The 17,100-nt window shown below is 42.0% G+C and carries 10 protein-coding genes; 8 read left to right on the plus strand and 2 right to left on the minus strand.

Annotation, left to right across the window (positions count from 1 at the left end):
- Nucleotides 1–1,037: galactokinase (galK, locus tag ACLL8Z_RS06905; RefSeq protein WP_411274034.1), on the minus strand; the 1,037-nt coding region annotated here is incomplete at its 3' end.
- A gap of 273 nt (nt 1,038–1,310) precedes the next feature.
- Here galK and ACLL8Z_RS06910 point away from each other — a divergent pair.
- Nucleotides 1,311–2,465 carry a redoxin domain-containing protein gene (locus ACLL8Z_RS06910; RefSeq protein ID WP_411274035.1) on the plus strand — a complete coding sequence of 385 codons (1,155 nt, stop codon included), beginning with the start codon at nt 1,311–1,313 and terminating at the stop codon, nt 2,463–2,465.
- A gap of 273 nt (nt 2,466–2,738) precedes the next feature.
- On the opposite strand, the gene purD is transcribed toward ACLL8Z_RS06910, so the two are convergent.
- Nucleotides 2,739–4,025 carry a phosphoribosylamine--glycine ligase gene (gene purD, locus ACLL8Z_RS06915; protein WP_411274036.1) on the minus strand — a complete coding sequence of 429 codons (1,287 nt, stop codon included), beginning with the start codon at nt 4,023–4,025 and terminating at the stop codon, nt 2,739–2,741.
- Nucleotides 4,026–4,367: 342 nt separating this feature from the next.
- Between purD and ACLL8Z_RS06920 the strand changes: the two genes are divergently transcribed.
- From ACLL8Z_RS06920 to ACLL8Z_RS06950, 7 genes are all read left to right on the plus strand, one after another.
- Complete coding sequence (locus ACLL8Z_RS06920) at nt 4,368–7,436, plus strand: SusC/RagA family TonB-linked outer membrane protein (protein WP_411274037.1); 3,069 nt, start codon at nt 4,368–4,370, stop codon at nt 7,434–7,436.
- Nucleotides 7,437–7,446: 10 nt separating this feature from the next.
- Complete coding sequence (locus tag ACLL8Z_RS06925; protein WP_411274038.1) at nt 7,447–9,123, plus strand: RagB/SusD family nutrient uptake outer membrane protein; 1,677 nt, start codon at nt 7,447–7,449, stop codon at nt 9,121–9,123.
- Nucleotides 9,124–9,295: 172 nt separating this feature from the next.
- A complete protein-coding gene (locus ACLL8Z_RS06930; RefSeq protein ID WP_411274039.1) occupies nt 9,296–11,368 on the plus strand; it encodes an alpha/beta hydrolase family protein in 2,073 nt (690 codons plus the stop codon).
- Nucleotides 11,369–11,387: 19 nt separating this feature from the next.
- The gene (locus ACLL8Z_RS06935) at nt 11,388–13,472 is read left to right on the plus strand and encodes an alpha/beta hydrolase family protein (protein ID WP_411274040.1); all 2,085 of its coding nucleotides are present in this window, start codon (nt 11,388–11,390) and stop codon (nt 13,470–13,472) included.
- A gap of 50 nt (nt 13,473–13,522) precedes the next feature.
- Entirely contained in the window at nt 13,523–14,971 is a 1,449-nt protein-coding gene (locus ACLL8Z_RS06940; protein WP_411274041.1) for a Gfo/Idh/MocA family protein, read from the plus strand.
- A gap of 36 nt (nt 14,972–15,007) precedes the next feature.
- Nucleotides 15,008–16,369, plus strand: coding sequence for a Gfo/Idh/MocA family protein (locus ACLL8Z_RS06945; protein WP_411274042.1), 1,362 nt, complete (start codon nt 15,008–15,010; stop codon nt 16,367–16,369).
- Nucleotides 16,370–16,418: 49 nt separating this feature from the next.
- Nucleotides 16,419–17,100 (plus strand): DUF6807 family protein (locus ACLL8Z_RS06950; protein WP_411274043.1); only part of this gene is annotated, 682 nt, incomplete at its 3' end.

Raw genomic sequence — 17,100 nt, forward strand, 5'->3', positions numbered from 1 at the left:
ATATCCAGCTCCTGGCAGCTAACTTCATAAAGTTTGCTCAGCCCATCATGAGTTTCGAACATCTTCCTGCCAAATGCAGCCACATTATTACTCTCCAGGTCCTTGCAACCCGCAAGAAGCCTGTTATTCTCCGCAACAACAAAAGAGCAACGCCGATATACCAGTTCATTAACAGGCTTCACAAATTCAAGCAGCATCTCTTCAGTCACATCCCTTAAACTTTTAACCCCGGGATTTAGGCGCCCAGCTTCAGACCCCTGACTTCCGACTTCAGTCCTCAGTCCTCTAACCAATTTAACGCCCTCCTCACACTCCTCCCGACGTTTATTATAAGCCGACGACGCCAGTGAATGCTTCACGCGCGTATCAAATAATACAACTGTAACACCTTTGAGCTGAAATGGGATATAAGTGTACTCCAGGCTTTGGCAATCCAGCCGGATCAGGTGATCCTTTTTACCAAACATACTAGCAAATTGATCCATAATGCCACATTTCATTCCCACAAACTCATTTTCTGCCGCCTGCGATATTTTAACCATATCGATCTTTTCCAATCCCAACTTAAACAGTTCATTTAATGCAAACGCCGTTGCACACTCCAGAGCCGCAGACGACGACAGCCCCGCCCCAGGCGGAATATCCCCTCCAAACACTACATTGAACCCTTGCTTCACTTTGTTCGCAATGACACCTTGCTTTCTTAGTAGTTGATCTAACACTCCTAATACGTAATCCGGCCACAACTTCCCCGACCTTACAATTTCATTTAAAGTTGTCTTATGCCCATCATCATAATCCAATGCATGCAAATGAATCTCATTATCCGTTCTTAATTGGATCCCCAGGTATATAGCCTTATTGATCGCTGCCGGCAGAACAAATCCCATATTATAATCGGTATGCTCGCCAATTAAATTAATGCGGCCCGGCGACCGTATAATCAACGGCTCCTGATTAAAAAGTTCCTTGAACTTAGTTCTGATGGTGGAGGGGTAGTCTGTTATTTCGGCAGCCATAGGTAGATGTTTTTTCAAACTTGGACTTTTATTTGCATTAATTAAAATCTCATTTCGGATACATTAGTTAGGAGAGTTTTAGGTCTACTCTACGATAACTGCATTTGCCGTTATATGATTTACCGTCTCCATGCACATCAAGTTGTAGAACCTTACATGTAAATCCCCCGTCTCCCTACTTCCCGCATCAGACATCAGACTTCCGACTTCCCAATGAAATAATTTCATGCCAATCCCGTTTAAATAATTCAGATAATTCTGGCTAATTTTAGCTGTTTACCTGTAGCCTTAATGAGATATTTTAAATTACATTTCCTGTTTTTCCTGTTTGCCGGTATTGCATTTGCGAATGCACAGCAGGCTACCTTTACAATTAATGGAACTATAGATACAAGCTTGAAAGTCACCAATCTTTATTTTGCACAAGGATCGTTCGTAAACAACCAGATCCCCAAGTCGAAAAAGATCCCCGTACAGAATGGTAAATTTGTGATAACAGGAAACTTAGTTGAACCTGGCCCGGCTTTTTTATCTCTTGCAGAAAATCTGCAGCCCAAAGACCCTTCTCAGTTCAAGCAATTTGTTCTCGACAAGGGGAGTGTGAGCATTCTTATTAAGGACAAACTTTCAACCGGCATTGTAAAAGGGTCTAGAGCAAATGACGAAGTAATGAGTTATACTGCCGGGCAGTCGCCGTATATGGCAAAACTTTCAGCCTTGAATGAGGCGGCCGATCGGCAGTCGCAGCTGGGAGTATCGCTTGATTCAATTATTAAGATGTATCAGCCTTCTTTGAAAGTGGCTGGAAGCGAACTGGTAGCTTATCAAAGGAATTATATTGCCAAAAATCCTTCTGCTTTTATCTCAGCGCTGCTGCTTCCCGAAGTGGCAAAGGCAACATTCAATTACTTTGAAGCTGATTCTTCTTTCAATAAGCTTGATGCTAACGTAAAGATGAGTCCGACAGGTAAAGCTATCAGCGAATTTATAGCCAGAGAAAAAAAGACTTCGATAGGTGCATTGGCTCCGGAGTTTGCTGCTGCAGATACTGCTGGTAAAACTGTTGCATTGTCAACCCTCAAAGGAAAATATGTATTGCTCGATTTCTGGGCTGCATGGTGCGGTCCCTGCCGCCAGGAGAACCCGAACGTTGTTCGGGCCTTCCATAAATATAAGGACAAAGGTTTTACGGTTCTGGGCGTATCGCTCGACCGCGAACGAAAAGACTGGCTTAAAGGAGTCAAAGATGACCATTTAACCTGGACCAACGTTTCTGAACTTAAATACTTTGAGAGTCCAACCGCGGTGCTGTATGGAATTGTAAGTATCCCGCGTAATTTCCTGCTCGACCCAACAGGGAAGATCATTGCCCGGGATTTAAGAGGGCCGGACCTCCATGAGAAGCTCGAAGTTATCTTTGGACTCCAGGAAAGACCGGGCAAATAATAGCAGAATGCATAGCCTTTAAGCATAACCAGACTCTGCAGCATTCCTAAAGCGGTTGTAGAGTGCTGCTATACACTTGCTACACACTCTGTATATCGCTATAAGGTCCCTATAAGGACCTTATAAGGTCGCTGTAACGTCTGTATAAGGCTACTTGATTTATAAGGGGTCTGACTCTCCGCCCAGCGTCCTTTTCCCTGCCTACCGGCAGGCAGGTTTGTTCTTTACTCTTTGCTCTTGTCCTGACTCCTGGTTCTTGTTTCTTGGCTCTTCTTACATCAAATCCGCTCCAATATCCGCCCTGAAATACCTTCCATCAAAATAAATCCTTCCGGCATCGGCAGTAGCTTTCTGAACAGCATCAAACAGATTATCCTGGAGAGAAGTAATGGCGATTACCCGGCCGCCGCTGGACTTTACAAGGCCATTTTCAAGTTCAGTACCCGCATGAAAAGCAAACGAATGCCGGAGGTTTTCAATTCCCGAAAGGGTTTTACCTTTGAGATACTCGCCAGGATAACCGCCAGCCACCAGCATAATTGTTGCTGCTATTTTTGGAGATATTCTGAGTTCTTTTTCTGAAAGGTTTTCTTCAGCAACACCCTTAAAAAGTTCGATAAGGTCGCTTTCAATTCGTGGTATAACGCTTTCCGTTTCTGGATCACCCATGCGTACATTGTATTCAATAACGTAAGGCTCCTTACCTGCGGCGCTTTCTGAAGCCATCAGCCCGATAAATATGAAACCTTTATAGGGAATATTGTCTTCTTTCAGCCCTTCGATAGTAGGAATAATGATACGTTCTTCAACCTTCTTCATAAACTGAGCATCGGCAAATGGCACTGGTGAAATGGAACCCATTCCTCCGGTATTTAAACCCGTATCGCCTTCACCAATTCTCTTGTAATCTTTAGCTTCTGGTAGGATCTTATATGATTTGCCGTCGGTAAGTACAAAAACCGAGAGCTCAATTCCTGTAAGAAATTCTTCTACAACAACTCTGCTGCTGGCCTCGCCAAACTTTGCATCCGCCAGCATCGATTTAAGCTCAAGTTTAGCTTCCTCAAGGCTTTCACATATTAATACTCCTTTACCTGCGGCAAGCCCATCAGCTTTTAATACGATCGGAAGTTTTTGCGTTTCAAGATAATCCAGCCCTTCATGTAATGTTTCCACGGTAAATGACCTGAACGCGGCAGTTGGGATGCCGTGCCTGATCATAAACTGTTTTGAGAAATCCTTGCTGCCTTCTAACTGTGCGCCTTCCTGCTGCGGACCAATAACCGGGATATGCAGTAGGTCTTCGCGCTGCAGGAAGTAATCATGAATGCCCTTTACTAAAGGCTCCTCAGGTCCTACAACAACCATCCTGATATCGTGTTTAAGAACGAATGCGCCGATAGCATCAAAATCTGTCGTTTTCAGGTTGATATTCTTACCATAAGCTATGGTACCACCGTTCCCCGGAGCAATATACAATTGCGATAGAAGTGGGCTTTGAGCCATTTTTGATGCGAAAGCGCTTTCACGCCCGCCCGAGCCGAGGAGAAGAATGTTCATAGTGCGAAGATAAAGAATTTGAACATTCTTCACGAAGCTATGGTTGCAACAACGCGAAAAATACTTCAGCTCATGGCGTCAGAATCTGATCGTCTTTTAACATTGTCTAACCGATCCATTGCAGTCGCTCACATACGGAATATCGCGGCTGATTCTCGTTTAACGTTTTCGATAACGTTCTCGCTCTTTTATTCCTCCAATTATGATGTCGGATATCATTTATACTTATTTTGGTAGAACAAAGAATGGAAAATTTCGTGATGGTAACCCTTTTCAATACATAAAGAATAAGTTGAGAAATAATTTTTAATGATGAGTAAATTAAACTAACAAGCACCACAAATGAAAATTAAAAAATCGAAATGGAATATCTGGCCCTATCTGGGTGTTGTGATTATCGCTCTGAATTTTCTAAATTCTGTCCAGCTGCAGGCGCAAAATTTAAGAGAAATTAAGGGAACAGTGTTGGATTTCACTACGCGTACGAGTCTGCCTGGTGTGAGTGTTATGGTTAAAGGAACTAACAAAGGGATTTCTACAGGCTTGAACGGAGATTTTGTTATAAGTGCAAAGCAGGGTGATGTTATCGTGGTTTCCTTTATAAGTTATGAGAAACAAGAGATTATTGTGGCTGAACAAAATGTTCTAAATGTATTGTTAAAGGAGAATACATCCGAAATGGATGAAGTAGTTGTTGTTGGTTATGGAACTCAAAGAAAAGCAACCTTAACAGGATCGGTGGCAAGTATATCGAATAAGGAATTAAAGAAGAGTCCAACTACTAATTTAAGCAATTCCCTTGCAGGCCTGCTGCCAGGCGTAATTACCGCTAACAGATCAGGCGAACCGGGCAGGGATAATTCAACTATTCTAATTCGCGGAAGAAGTACAACAGGGAATACCAGCCCGCTCATCGTTGTTGATGGAGTACAGGGAGTAACCGGATGGGAGCGGATCAATCCCAATGATATAGAATCTATTTCAGTATTAAAGGATGCATCCGCAGCCATTTATGGTGCTCAGGCAGCTAACGGAGTAATTCTTATTACCACTAAAAGAGGGGTCGTCGGGAAGCCTTCCATCAGTTATTCATTCAACCAGGGATTGAGCCAACCAACCAGAGTACCGAAAATGGCAAGCTCGGCAGTGTTTGGAGAGTATGTCAATGAATTGCTAGCCAAAGATAAACAACCCCCGCGTTGGACAGAAGCGGAATTAAAAATTTTTAGAGACGGAAGCGATCCTGTTAATTTCCCGAGTGTGAACTGGTATGATGAAATTTTGGAGGACAACACCCTTCAAAGCCAGCATAATCTTGCTTTCAGGGGGGGTGCTGAAAATGTTAAATATTCAGTTTCAGGGTCATTTTCAAATCAAAATGGAATATTCAAAAATGGATCTACCAACTTTAAGGCATATAGTCTGAGGTCAAATATCGATGCTAACATTAGTAAATATATAAAGGTGGGATTAGATGTAAATGCAGGAATTGATGATGGTAACTATCCGACATCAGGAACGGGAACAACCTTCGGGAGGATGCTGGTTGTGCCATGGATGCCTGTCTATTGGTCTAATGGCTTTCCATCCGCAGGAATTGAAAGAGGGGATAACCCAGCTGTTATGGTTACCAATGCCACTGGTAATAATAGTGAGGTTATGCAGCGATTTCAGACTAAAGCTTCATTTGATATTGCAATGCCTTTTGTTGAGGGTTTAGGAGTTGATGGCTATTTGGTTTATACCAATAACCAGGGTGTAAATAAACTATTTCAAAAGCCGTGGACAGTTTACGATTATAATAAGACCAACAATACTTACATTCCAATTGGAGGGGGTGGTATTTTACAGCCTCAGTTAAGACAAAGTTACAATAGAGGTAAAAGCTCGCTTCTCAATTTCCGGATCAAGTATGAAAAAGCAATTGAGCAGCATAGAGTAAACACATTTATAGCTGTAGAGCAGGAGGAAGGCTACAATAATAGTTTTTCAGCCTTCAGAAGAAACTTTTTATCCGCTCAGGTTGATCAATTGTTTGCAGGTAGCCTTGCGGGGCAGGAAGCTACGGGTTCAGCATCAGAAAGCGGAAGACAAAATCTTTTTGGCCGCTTAGGTTATGGATTTAAAGATAAATACCTTGTTGATTTCAATTTCCGGTATGATGGCTCAGCAAACTTCCCCGAAGGTAATCGGTTTGGTTTCTTCCCAGGAGTTTCAGCAGCATGGCGAATCTCGGAAGAAAGTTTTGTAAAAAATCGGTTTAGCTTTATTGATGATTTGAAGTTGAGAGCTTCAACAGGCAAAATTGGTAATGACAGGGTGCCGGCTTTCCAATATATTCAAAGCTATAATTTAGGTAATCAGGGTTATAATTTTGGTCAAACACCCACGCAATCTTTGGGAACAGTAATGGGGGTTACACCTAATCCAAATATTACATGGGAGGTTTTAAAAACATCGAATGTTGCTCTGGATGCGATGTTTTGGAACGGATTACTGGGGTTTACAGTGGACCTATTTAAGCAAAAAAGATCTAATATTTTGGCCACAAGGGATCTTGCCGTCCCTGCTTATACTGGGTTAATTTTGCCTAGTGAAAATATTGGTATTGTAGAGAATCAAGGGGTTGAAGTAGACTTATCCCATAGAAAAACAATTAAAAGTGGATTTTCTTACAGAGTAGGTGGAAACTTTGCATATATAAAAAGTAATGTTGTTTATTTGGCTGATGCGGCAAATGTTCCCGAATGGCAAAAAGTTCAGGGTAAAGCGTTGGGTGCTGTAAATTATTACAACGCCCTTGGCATAATAAGAACCCAACAGGAACTGAATTCCATACCCAAAGTACTGGGGACAAAAGTTGGTGATTTGAAATATGAAGATGTCAACAAGGATGGTTTTATAACAAGTTCTGATATGATCAGAATGGACCGCAATAATATCCCTGAAATGACTTTCGGCATGAACATGTCAATGGACTACAAGAATTTTTCTTTGTTTGCAAATTTCGCAGGGCAGTCAAGAGCATGGCAGTACTATCATGAAAATGCGAGACTTGCCGTAAATACTAGGGAGGAGTTATTGTTAAACCGCTACCGACCGGGGAGTATGGACTCAAAGTATCCAATTTTGCCTCTATTGGATACTCGTACAGATGTTAGTGGTCTTCCTTCTTCTTTTTGGCTTAGAGATGCAACATTCATAAGATTAAAAACGCTGGAAATTGGGTACTCTTTGCCTTCAAGCTTGTTGTCCAGGGCCAAAATTGCTGATCTTAGAATTTATCTGAATGGAAATAATGTACTTACGTTCGATAAGATGAAAATTTATGATCCTGAAGGCGGTGATGAACGGGGTAATTTTTACCCTCAAAGTAAGATTTATAACATGGGATTATCACTCACTTTTTAAAAGAAAAATCATGAATCGCAAAAATTATTTAATATATAAAATCGCAAAGTCTGTATTTAGTTACAAGTCCTTGCTTATCTGTTCAATGGCACTTCTGTTTTCTTGTAGTAAGGATCCTCTGGATAAGTCGCCACTAAATTCCTTTACAGAAGATGTCGTATGGAAAGATGAAAGTTTGATAGAAACATTCGTTAACAATACTTATCGAATACTTCCAAGCGGGTTTTATTATTCAATGACAAACTCACTTTCAACTCTTACAGATGAGAATAATGCGCGTGCTAACTCTGCAGCAATTACAATAAATGCAGGGAACATAACAGCTGATGCATTAGGAGGCCTTGATTACTGGAATGATTCTCAAAGGGGATACTACAAGGTTATAACTAAAGCGAATATCTTTTTTAGTAAAATCAACGAAGCACCTATAAATCAGGCAGTAAAGTCTAGAATGGTAGGGGAAATGAAATTCTTAAGGGCTTATTCTTACTTCCGGCTGATTAGCTTTTATGGTGGAGTTCCTTTAATTACTAAACCATTTGGTTTGGGTGAAGACTTTCTTGTGCCAAGAAATTCATATGTGGAGTGTATGGCTTTTGCATTAAAAGAGTTAGATGAAGCAGTAGCTTTATTACCATTAACTTATCCGGCAGCACAAAAGGGCAGACTAACAAAAGGAGCGGCACTTGCTATGAAAGCCAGAGCTTTATTATATGCTGCTAGTCCGCTCAATAATTCCACAAATGATAAAGCGAAATGGCAATTGGCAGCTGACGCTTCAAAAGCTGTTATGGATTTGAATCAATATTCATTGTTTCCGGATTACAAGACTTTATTTCTTGCATCAACAATGTACAATCCCGAAATCATATGGAACAGACCGTACAATTTAACTGTTGATCCGGAAAATGTATTTGTTGAATTAAGTCAATACCCAAATGGTTATGGCGGATTCGCGCAGGTTCATCCATTGCAAAATATCGTTGATGATTTTGAAACCCTGAACGGAAAACTTCCAAAGAACGATCCAACGTATAACCTTCAGAATCCATATGTAAACCGGGACCCAAGGTTTTACGCTTCAATTCTATTTGACAGCGCGCCCTTTAAACATCGTACCGTTGAAACTTTTCTTCCTGGAGGTCAGGATTCCAATGAAGGCTCATCCCAGCCATGGAATTCCACCCAAACTGGATATTATTTAAGAAAATTCCTTGATGAAAGTATAACAAACCCGGGTGGAGTAAATATTGGAAGCACCCCCTGGACATTTGTTCGCTATGCTGAAGTGTTGCTTAATTATGCTGAGGCCATGTTTAATCTGGGCAACGAACCTGTTGCGAGGGAGTATGTAAATAAAATCAGAAGCAGGCCTAGTGTAAATATGCCTCCTGTAACTGAAAGCGGCCAGGCTTTGTTAGCCAGGATTCAACAGGAACGGAGAATTGAACTATCCTTTGAGGAACATCGCTGGTTTGATGTGCGCCGGTGGAAAATTGCACCTCAGGTTCTTAATGTTCCGGCAAGAAGGATGGGTATAGTTAAAAATGTTACTACCGGAGTTAAAACCTATACAGTAATCGACTTTCAGCAGCGCGCCTTTTTTGATAGAAATTATCTGGTTCCCATACCTTCCTATGAAATTCAAAAGAACCCGAAATTAGTTCAGAACCCTGGTTACAATTAACAAACTATCAGGCCATTAGAAGGATCAGTCCGTTCCAATGGCCTGATAGTTTGTTGCTTAATTGCATGGAGTTCGTACATTGAAAGTGTAATTAATCGCTTCGAATCGAGAAATACATGCCAATTAATTCAATTGTATTACTCATTTTATATTTTTTTTAACTAAGGCCCTAATGTTAATAATCAAAAAATTTAGTTTCGTTTTTTTACTTGTAGGTTTTTCGTTTTATGCAGCGAATTCTAACTCGCGCGAGAATGTGAACAAAGACATTTCCGCTGCCGATACCTTGCCAGATGTTTTGACTAAAAACCATGCTGATTTGATTGAGAGCAGACTAAGGGGTCAGGCAATGGTGCAATTCGGAACACATCGATTACCGGATAATCTACGAGATTGGGATAAATACCGGAATAATCTTAAGAATACTATCATTCAGAAAACCGGCCTGATTGTGAACCATGAACTTCCTTTGAATATGAAGGAAACAGGTTCTATTCCGATGAAGGGGTATGAAATCAAAAATATTGCCTTTCAAACCCGCCCCGGAGTTTATGGTACAGCAAATTTATATGTTCCCGAAGGAAAAGGCCCCTTTCCAGCTGTTATTATCATGCACGGTCATTGGCCTGGAGGCCGTTTATATCAATCCTTCCAGGCAATAGGCCAAACTTTAGCACTTAACGGTTATGTAGCACTAAACATAGATGCCTGGGGCGCCGGTGAGAGAACCTTAATACACGGAAAAGATGAATATCATGGAGCCAATCTTGGAGCGTCCCTCCTTAATATTGGCGAATCTTTAAACGGAGTTCAGATCTCTGATAATATAAGGGGAGTGGATCTTCTGAGTTCACTGCCTTATGTCGATCCTAAGAACATTGGGGCAACAGGTGCAAGCGGTGGCGGCAATCAAACGATGTGGTTATCAGCTATCGATGAACGTGTTAAAGCGGCTTTACCTGTAGTTAGTGTAGGCACTTTTGAATCGTGTGTTATGCGTTCAAATTGTATTTGCGAGCTCCTGACGGATGGATTGACCTTTACAGAACAAGCAGGAGTTCTAGCCCTGGTTGCCCCGCGAGCCATCAAAATGTCCAATATTATTGTAGATAACCCTACCTTTTTATCTACTGAAATGTTCAGGAGTTTCAATAATTCCCGGCCTGTTTTTAATATGTTCGGGGTTGATAATAATATAAGCAATCTCGTTTTAGACAAAACTCACGGTTATTGGCCCGAGAACCGTGAAGTGATGCTTGGATGGTTTGATCTTCATCTCAAAGGAACCGGAACGGGTGCGCCGAAAAAAGAAATTCCTTTTGAAACTCTACCGAATCAACAATTATTGGTATACCCAATAATTGGCAAGCGGGATCCGGGGGTACAAACAACCGCGGATTATTGCGAACGCCGGGGTAAAGAATTAAGGACTTTGTTTCTGGAATCAAGGTCTTTTGATGCACTTGCAAAGCAAAATGAATTACGCAGTATTTTACGGATAAACGACCGACCAAATCTCTTCAAAGTACATCAATTTACTAACCTGGGAGGCTGGGAGCGCATGGCTTTAGAAACTTCCGATGATAAACTGATCCCTTTGTTGCTTCTTCCCCCTGCTAATCCCGCTCTTGGATATCTAATCATCAGCAATCCTGGTGGAAAGAAAGCAATATCGCTTGATTTAATCACTGCCCTGAAGAAGATAGGTCAGGGTATCGTAATCGCTGACCTGTCGGGTACAGGTGAGGCCTCTTCTTCAAAAGAAAATAAAAGTAATAAAAGCATGGTGCTGCATACCCAATCACGTGCTGAGTTATGGTTGGGAAAAACAATTTTAGGTGAATGGGTAAAGGAACTTAATGTAGTGAGCGAATTCCTGAGATCAAATTACCGTGCTCAGAAGGTGACCCTGGACGGCAGTAAGGAAGCCGGTCTGGCAGCCTTATTTTTAGCCGCCTCCGGGGGAAATGTGGATAATATTATAATGCGCGATGCTCCCTTGAGCTACTTATTTGATAAGGGCGGTTCCATTGATTATTTCAGTATGGGCATTCACCTTCCAGGTTTTCTAAACTGGGGCGATATATCACTTGCAGCTGCACTAAGCGGCAAAAACATCCGGATCATTAACCCTGTAACGATGTCTGGTGTGAAGATTAGCGGGATTAGCTTAAAGGAATATCAGACGGAGTTTGCTAAGCTAAGAACGATTTCCGGACAACAGGGTGCGACTATTTTCAATTAAAAATTAAACCTTTATATACATGAAGAACAATCGCAGGGACTTTATTAAACTGGCAGGTATGGCAGGTGTTGGCTTTACCGGAGCCAGTATTATTCCAGCATATGCAGAACAGCTTGATATACAAAGTTTCAGTGCGGGTCAGAAGTCTTCTTTAATAAGCCCTCTAAACCGGTTCCCACGGATGGTGCAGGAATATTTCCTTGGACGGTTTCGCGAAATCGAACAGGTATCTGAAAAACGGCGTGCCGGTCTACAGTCTAAAACTGACGCAGAGGCCTATGTTCGTGAAATTCAAGGAAAAATCCAAAAATGTTTTGGACCCTGGCCTGAGAAAACACAATTGAATGCCCGTACTACAGGTACACTGGAACGGGATGCTTATAAAATTGAAAAGATAATTTTTGAAAGCCGTCCCGGTTTTTTAGTTACAGCAAATCTCTACATTCCAAAGGGGCTAAACACCCCGCTTCCAGCCATTATAGGCACCTGCGGCCATGGTGATCCGGGTAAGGCCACTCCTGTATATCAATCCTTTGCGCAGGGGCTTGCCAGGAAGGGTTATATAGTATTGATTTTTGACCCTATCGGCCAGGGCGAAAGGGTGCAATACCTTTCCAGTGAACTTAAGCCACAACGTGGCATTGGTGTATCAGAGCATAACTATGCGGGCAGTCAGATGGTTCTTTGCGGAGAAGCATTAAGCGCATGGCTTACCTGGGATGCCATTAGATGTGTCGACTACCTGCTAACAAGAACCGAAGTAGACGCCAAACAAATAGGTGTCACCGGAAATTCTGGCGGCGGAACCCAGGCAACCTGGCTGTGCGGGGTAGAACGGCGTCTGAGTATGGCGGCGCCTAGCTGTTTTATTGTCGGATTTGGACAAAATCTGCAAAACGAATTACCCGCTGATATGGAACAATGCCCTCCAGGTGCTCTCAGTCTGGGATTAGATCATTCAGATTTTATTGCTGCTATGGCTCCTAAGCCGGTTATGATATTAGACCAGGAAAAAGACTATTTTGATGTCAGAGGAGCAGAAGAGTCGTTCTCAAGAATGAAAAAACTTTATAAATTATACGGAGCTGAAGACAGTGCCGCCCTGTTCATTGGACCTGAGTATCATGGCTATTCACAGCATAACCGCGAAGCGATGTATGAATGGTTCAATAAGGCTACTAAGAACGGAAGTCCGAAGGCTGAACCAGCCCTAACTCTTGAAAAGGAAGAAGCACTTTGGTGCACGCCAAACGGCCAGGTAGGTGGGCTTAAGTCCCGCACCGTTTACTCGTTTACTAAGCAGTCTTCGGAATCATTGAAAAAGAAGAGACGTGTTTTGGATATAGAATCGTTAAGGAAAGCTGTTGTTTCAAACTTAAAACTTCCGTCCCCTGACGGTATCCCGAACTACCGTATTTTAAGACCATCAGCAGACCGTCAATATCCTAAAAAATTTGCTGCTACTTATGCGATAGAAACTGAATCATCGATACTTGCTCTAGTTTACCGTTTAAGTGACACGCCCCTTCTTTCCCGCCCTCCATTGGGTTTAAAGCGGGCCATATTATATGTCTCGCATCATTCCGCAGATGATGAATTGCGTAATGACGCTATGCTTAAAGAACTTATCGTCGGCGAGCCAAATGCTGCTGTTTTTGCCTGCGACGTCAGAGGTATCGGCGAATCACAGCCAAATACCTGTAATGATGACTTCCTTAAACCTTACGGAAATGACTATTTCTATGCAGCCCACAGCAATATGTTAGATTACCCATACGTGGGTCAAAAGACATTTGATGTACTTCGTATAATCGAATGGCTTAAATCATATGGGCATACAGACATTCATCTGGTTGCCAGAGGCTGGGGTGCAGTCCCGGCAACTTTTGCAGGTTTATTATCCGAATCTGTGAAACAAATAACTTTAAAAAACGCCCTGACCAGCTACACAGAAATTGCTGAAAATGAAGACTACGATTGGCCTTTGTCAACCTTATTACCCGGAGTATTGAAAGAGTTTGATCTTCCGGATTGCTACCATGCACTTGCTTCTAAAAATCTGCGTCAGATAGATCCCTGGAATGCCCGGGCTGGTAAGGCTTGATAATTATTTAAATAAGATATACTAATTACGAAGTATTAATAACCATATCAATGAAAAACAAACGCAGGGATTTCTTAAAACTTACCGGAATGGCAGGTCTTACTGTAGCCGGTGCTGGTGTTCTGAATGGTTTTGCTGCAGAGCCGAAAATTGATAACAAATCTGCACTTGACCAGAAATCACATCTTCAGCATTTTAATATGTCAGGTTTTGCTGCACCTAAATTAGATGTGGTAAGAATCGGATTTATTGGTTTAGGTAACAGAGGACCGGCCCATCTTGGTCAGGTGAGTATATTGGAGGGTGTTGATATAAAGGCTCTATGTGATTTGAGGCCTGAAAAGTTAGATTTAGCTAAAAAGAAAATCCAAAAGACCAGTTTCAAACCAGATACCTATTCTGGTAAAGATGACTGGAAGAAAGTATGTGAGCGTAAGGATATTGATCTGATCTTTATTGCTACGCCATGGGAACTTCACACTCCTATGGCAGTTTATGCTATGAATCAAGGTAAACATGTTTGTGTAGAAGTTCCCGCTGCAAAAACCGTGGAAGAGTGCTGGCAACTGGTTGAAACCTCTGAACGAACTAAAAAGCATTGCATGATGATGGAAAACGCATGTTACGGCTTTTATGAACTTTTGATGCTGAATCTTGCCCGTCAGGGATTTTTCGGTGAGATCATTCATGGAGAGGGAGCCTACATTCATCATTTGCTTTATGGTCATTTTTCCAAGGATAAATACTATGAGCAATGGCGTTTAAAGGAAAATATCGGCAGAAATGGAAATTTGTATCCAACCCATGGACTGGGGCCAATTGCGCAGGTAATGAACATTAATAGGGGAGATAAATTTGAGTATCTGGTTTCAGTGTCCGGCAACGATTTCATGATGAATGATCTGGCTAAAAAACTTGCAAGCAAAGATGATTTTTTTAAAGATTTCGTGGACAAGCCATTTAGAGGCAGTATGAATACTACAACTATACGCACAAGTTTGGGCCGCACAATCATGTTGCAGCATGATGTCACCTCACCCCGTCCTAAATCAGACGGCTTAGTGATCAGCGGAACTAAAGCTACGGCAATCCAGTTTCCGGTAGAAAAAATCTCTGTCGCTCGCGAAGCTACTCCTGAGACATGGAGAGGGTCAGATGCTCAAAAATGGATTACTGATGAAGAGTTCAAGGCCCTGGAAAAAAAGTATGAACCAAGTATTGTGAAGAAACTTGGTGAAATAGCTAAAGAAGTAGGTGCTCATGGGGGCGGCGATTTTTTAATGGATTGGCGTACAATCGATTGTTTGCGAAATGGTCTTCCGCTTGATCAGGATGTTTACGATGCAGCATTATGGAGCTCTATTGGGCCACTAACAGAATGGTCAGTAGCTAATCAGGCGACTATAAAAATTCCTGATTTCACTGCCGGATCCTGGAAAGCCAACAAGCCCCTTGATATAGCTATTTCAGCGGGAGGAAATACGAAAGTAAAGGTTTAGTTTTTGACTTAAATATAAATACTTATAACATTTAACATGACTCAAAGAAGAGATTTTATTAAAAAGAGCCTGATAGGCGGAACCGGATTAGCAATAGGCGGCATCGGTTTCAGTGCAAAATCCTATGCATCGATTATTGGTTCGAATGATCGCATTAATGTAGCGGTCATTGGTATCAAAGGCCGGGGTGTTTCCCATATTAACGCCTGGTGTGATTTGAAAAACAGTCACAACGTGCGTCTGAAAACCCTTTGTGATGTTGATGAGCAATTTTTTGATCCGCGCGCAAAAACTGTTCTTGAAAAGACCGGTATCAAACCGTTGACGGAATGGGATATGCGTAAAGTTCTGGAAGATAAAGAAATTGATGCGGTATCATTTGCAACACCCAACCACTGGCATGCCCTTGGAACAATCTGGGCCTGCCAGGCAGGGAAGCATGTATATGTTGAAAAACCATCATCCCATAATATATGGGAAGGCAGGAAGATGATTGAAGCTTCTCGCAAATATAATGTACGCGTTCAGGTGGGATTCCAGAACCGCTCAATCCCGAATGTAATGGAGGCAATGAAATTTCTTCATGATGGAGGTATTGGCGAAGTAAATATCGCGCGTGGTTTGTGTATTAAACCACGTGACTCATTTGGAATTGCTAAAGACAGTACCCCGCCATCTACCCTGCATTACAACCGTTGGCTCGGTCCGGCTCCTTATCGTGCATATAATGAAAAGCGTGGTCATTACAATTGGCATTGGTTTTGGGACACAGGCAACGGTGATACCGGAAATCAGGGACCGCATCAATTTGATGTTGCCCGCTGGGGGTTGAATAAAAATGAACATCCGGTGTCTATCTTTTCAAGCGGCGGTATCTATGGTATCGATCCTTCAGAGTGTGCTCAGGAAACTCCCAATACACAAATTTCTATAGCAAAATATCAGGACGGGAAAATCCTTGAGTTTGAAACCAGAGGCAGATATTCAAATTCAGAAGCCGGCCTTGGGATAAAAGTCGGAAATATTTTCTATGGCAATGACGGATACCTGGAGATCGATGGAGATACCTGGAAGGCCTACAGAAAACAGGAGAAAGAACCATTTGCAGGTTCAAAAGCAGCCAGTAATGAAGTCGCTTCACTTACAGGCTCAAGCAATACAGAGCATTTTGTTAATTTCCTTGATGCCATCAAATCTGGTAAGCATGAAACTCTTCATTGCGACATCAGAGAAGGTCATTATTCATCAGCAGTGCCTTTCCTGGCAAATATTTCCTACAGGCTTGGCCGTGAACTGAAGTTTATGGGTGATTATGAAAAATTTGCAAATGATCTTGAGGCTGATACCATGTTAAGCAGGGTATATCGCCACCCATATATCGTTCCGACAGAAGTTTAGCCCTCTGAAGGCATTTATTTACTATTAAATCGAATTCAAAAATTTATAAATGAAGATAAAATTAAATGCAATAATTATTTCAGGTATTATCCTTACAGGAACCGTTGCCTGTACTGCCCAGAAGCAAGTGCAGAATAATCCAACAGTTAAGTTTATTAAGAATGAAGCTGATAAGAAAGTCGACGTTATAGTTGATGATAAGCTGTTTACCTCTTACTGGTGGCCAGATAATGTATATAAGCCGGTACTTTATCCGGTATTAACTGCAAACGGAACCCCAATAACCCGGGGATTCCCGATTTACCCGAGGGAGGGTGAAAGGCGCGACCATATACATCAGGTAGGTAACTGGTTGAACTATGGCAATGTAAATGGGTATGATTTCTGGGGTAATGGTTCAGAAGGTAAGCGAAATGTTAATGGCGGTCAGATCAAACATGTAGGCATTCAGAAGATGACTGATGGTTTGGGTGAAGGTTCGTTACAAACAACAGCAAGCTGGATTGACCCTCAGGGGAAGGAATTACTTGCCGAAACTACCGAATTTCACTTTATAGCGAAGGGCTCAACACGCATTATTGACCGCATTACAACTCTTAGAGCCAGTGGAGGCGCAGTCACCATGAAGGATACAAAAGAGGGTAGTTTCGGTATTCGTGTTGCGCGTCAGCTCGAATTGCCTTCTAAGGAGGATGTGGTATTAACTGAAGCAAATGGCGGGACAACAACAG

Source organism: Daejeonella sp. (assembly GCF_046590655.1).
GTDB lineage: Bacteria > Bacteroidota > Bacteroidia > Sphingobacteriales > Sphingobacteriaceae > Daejeonella.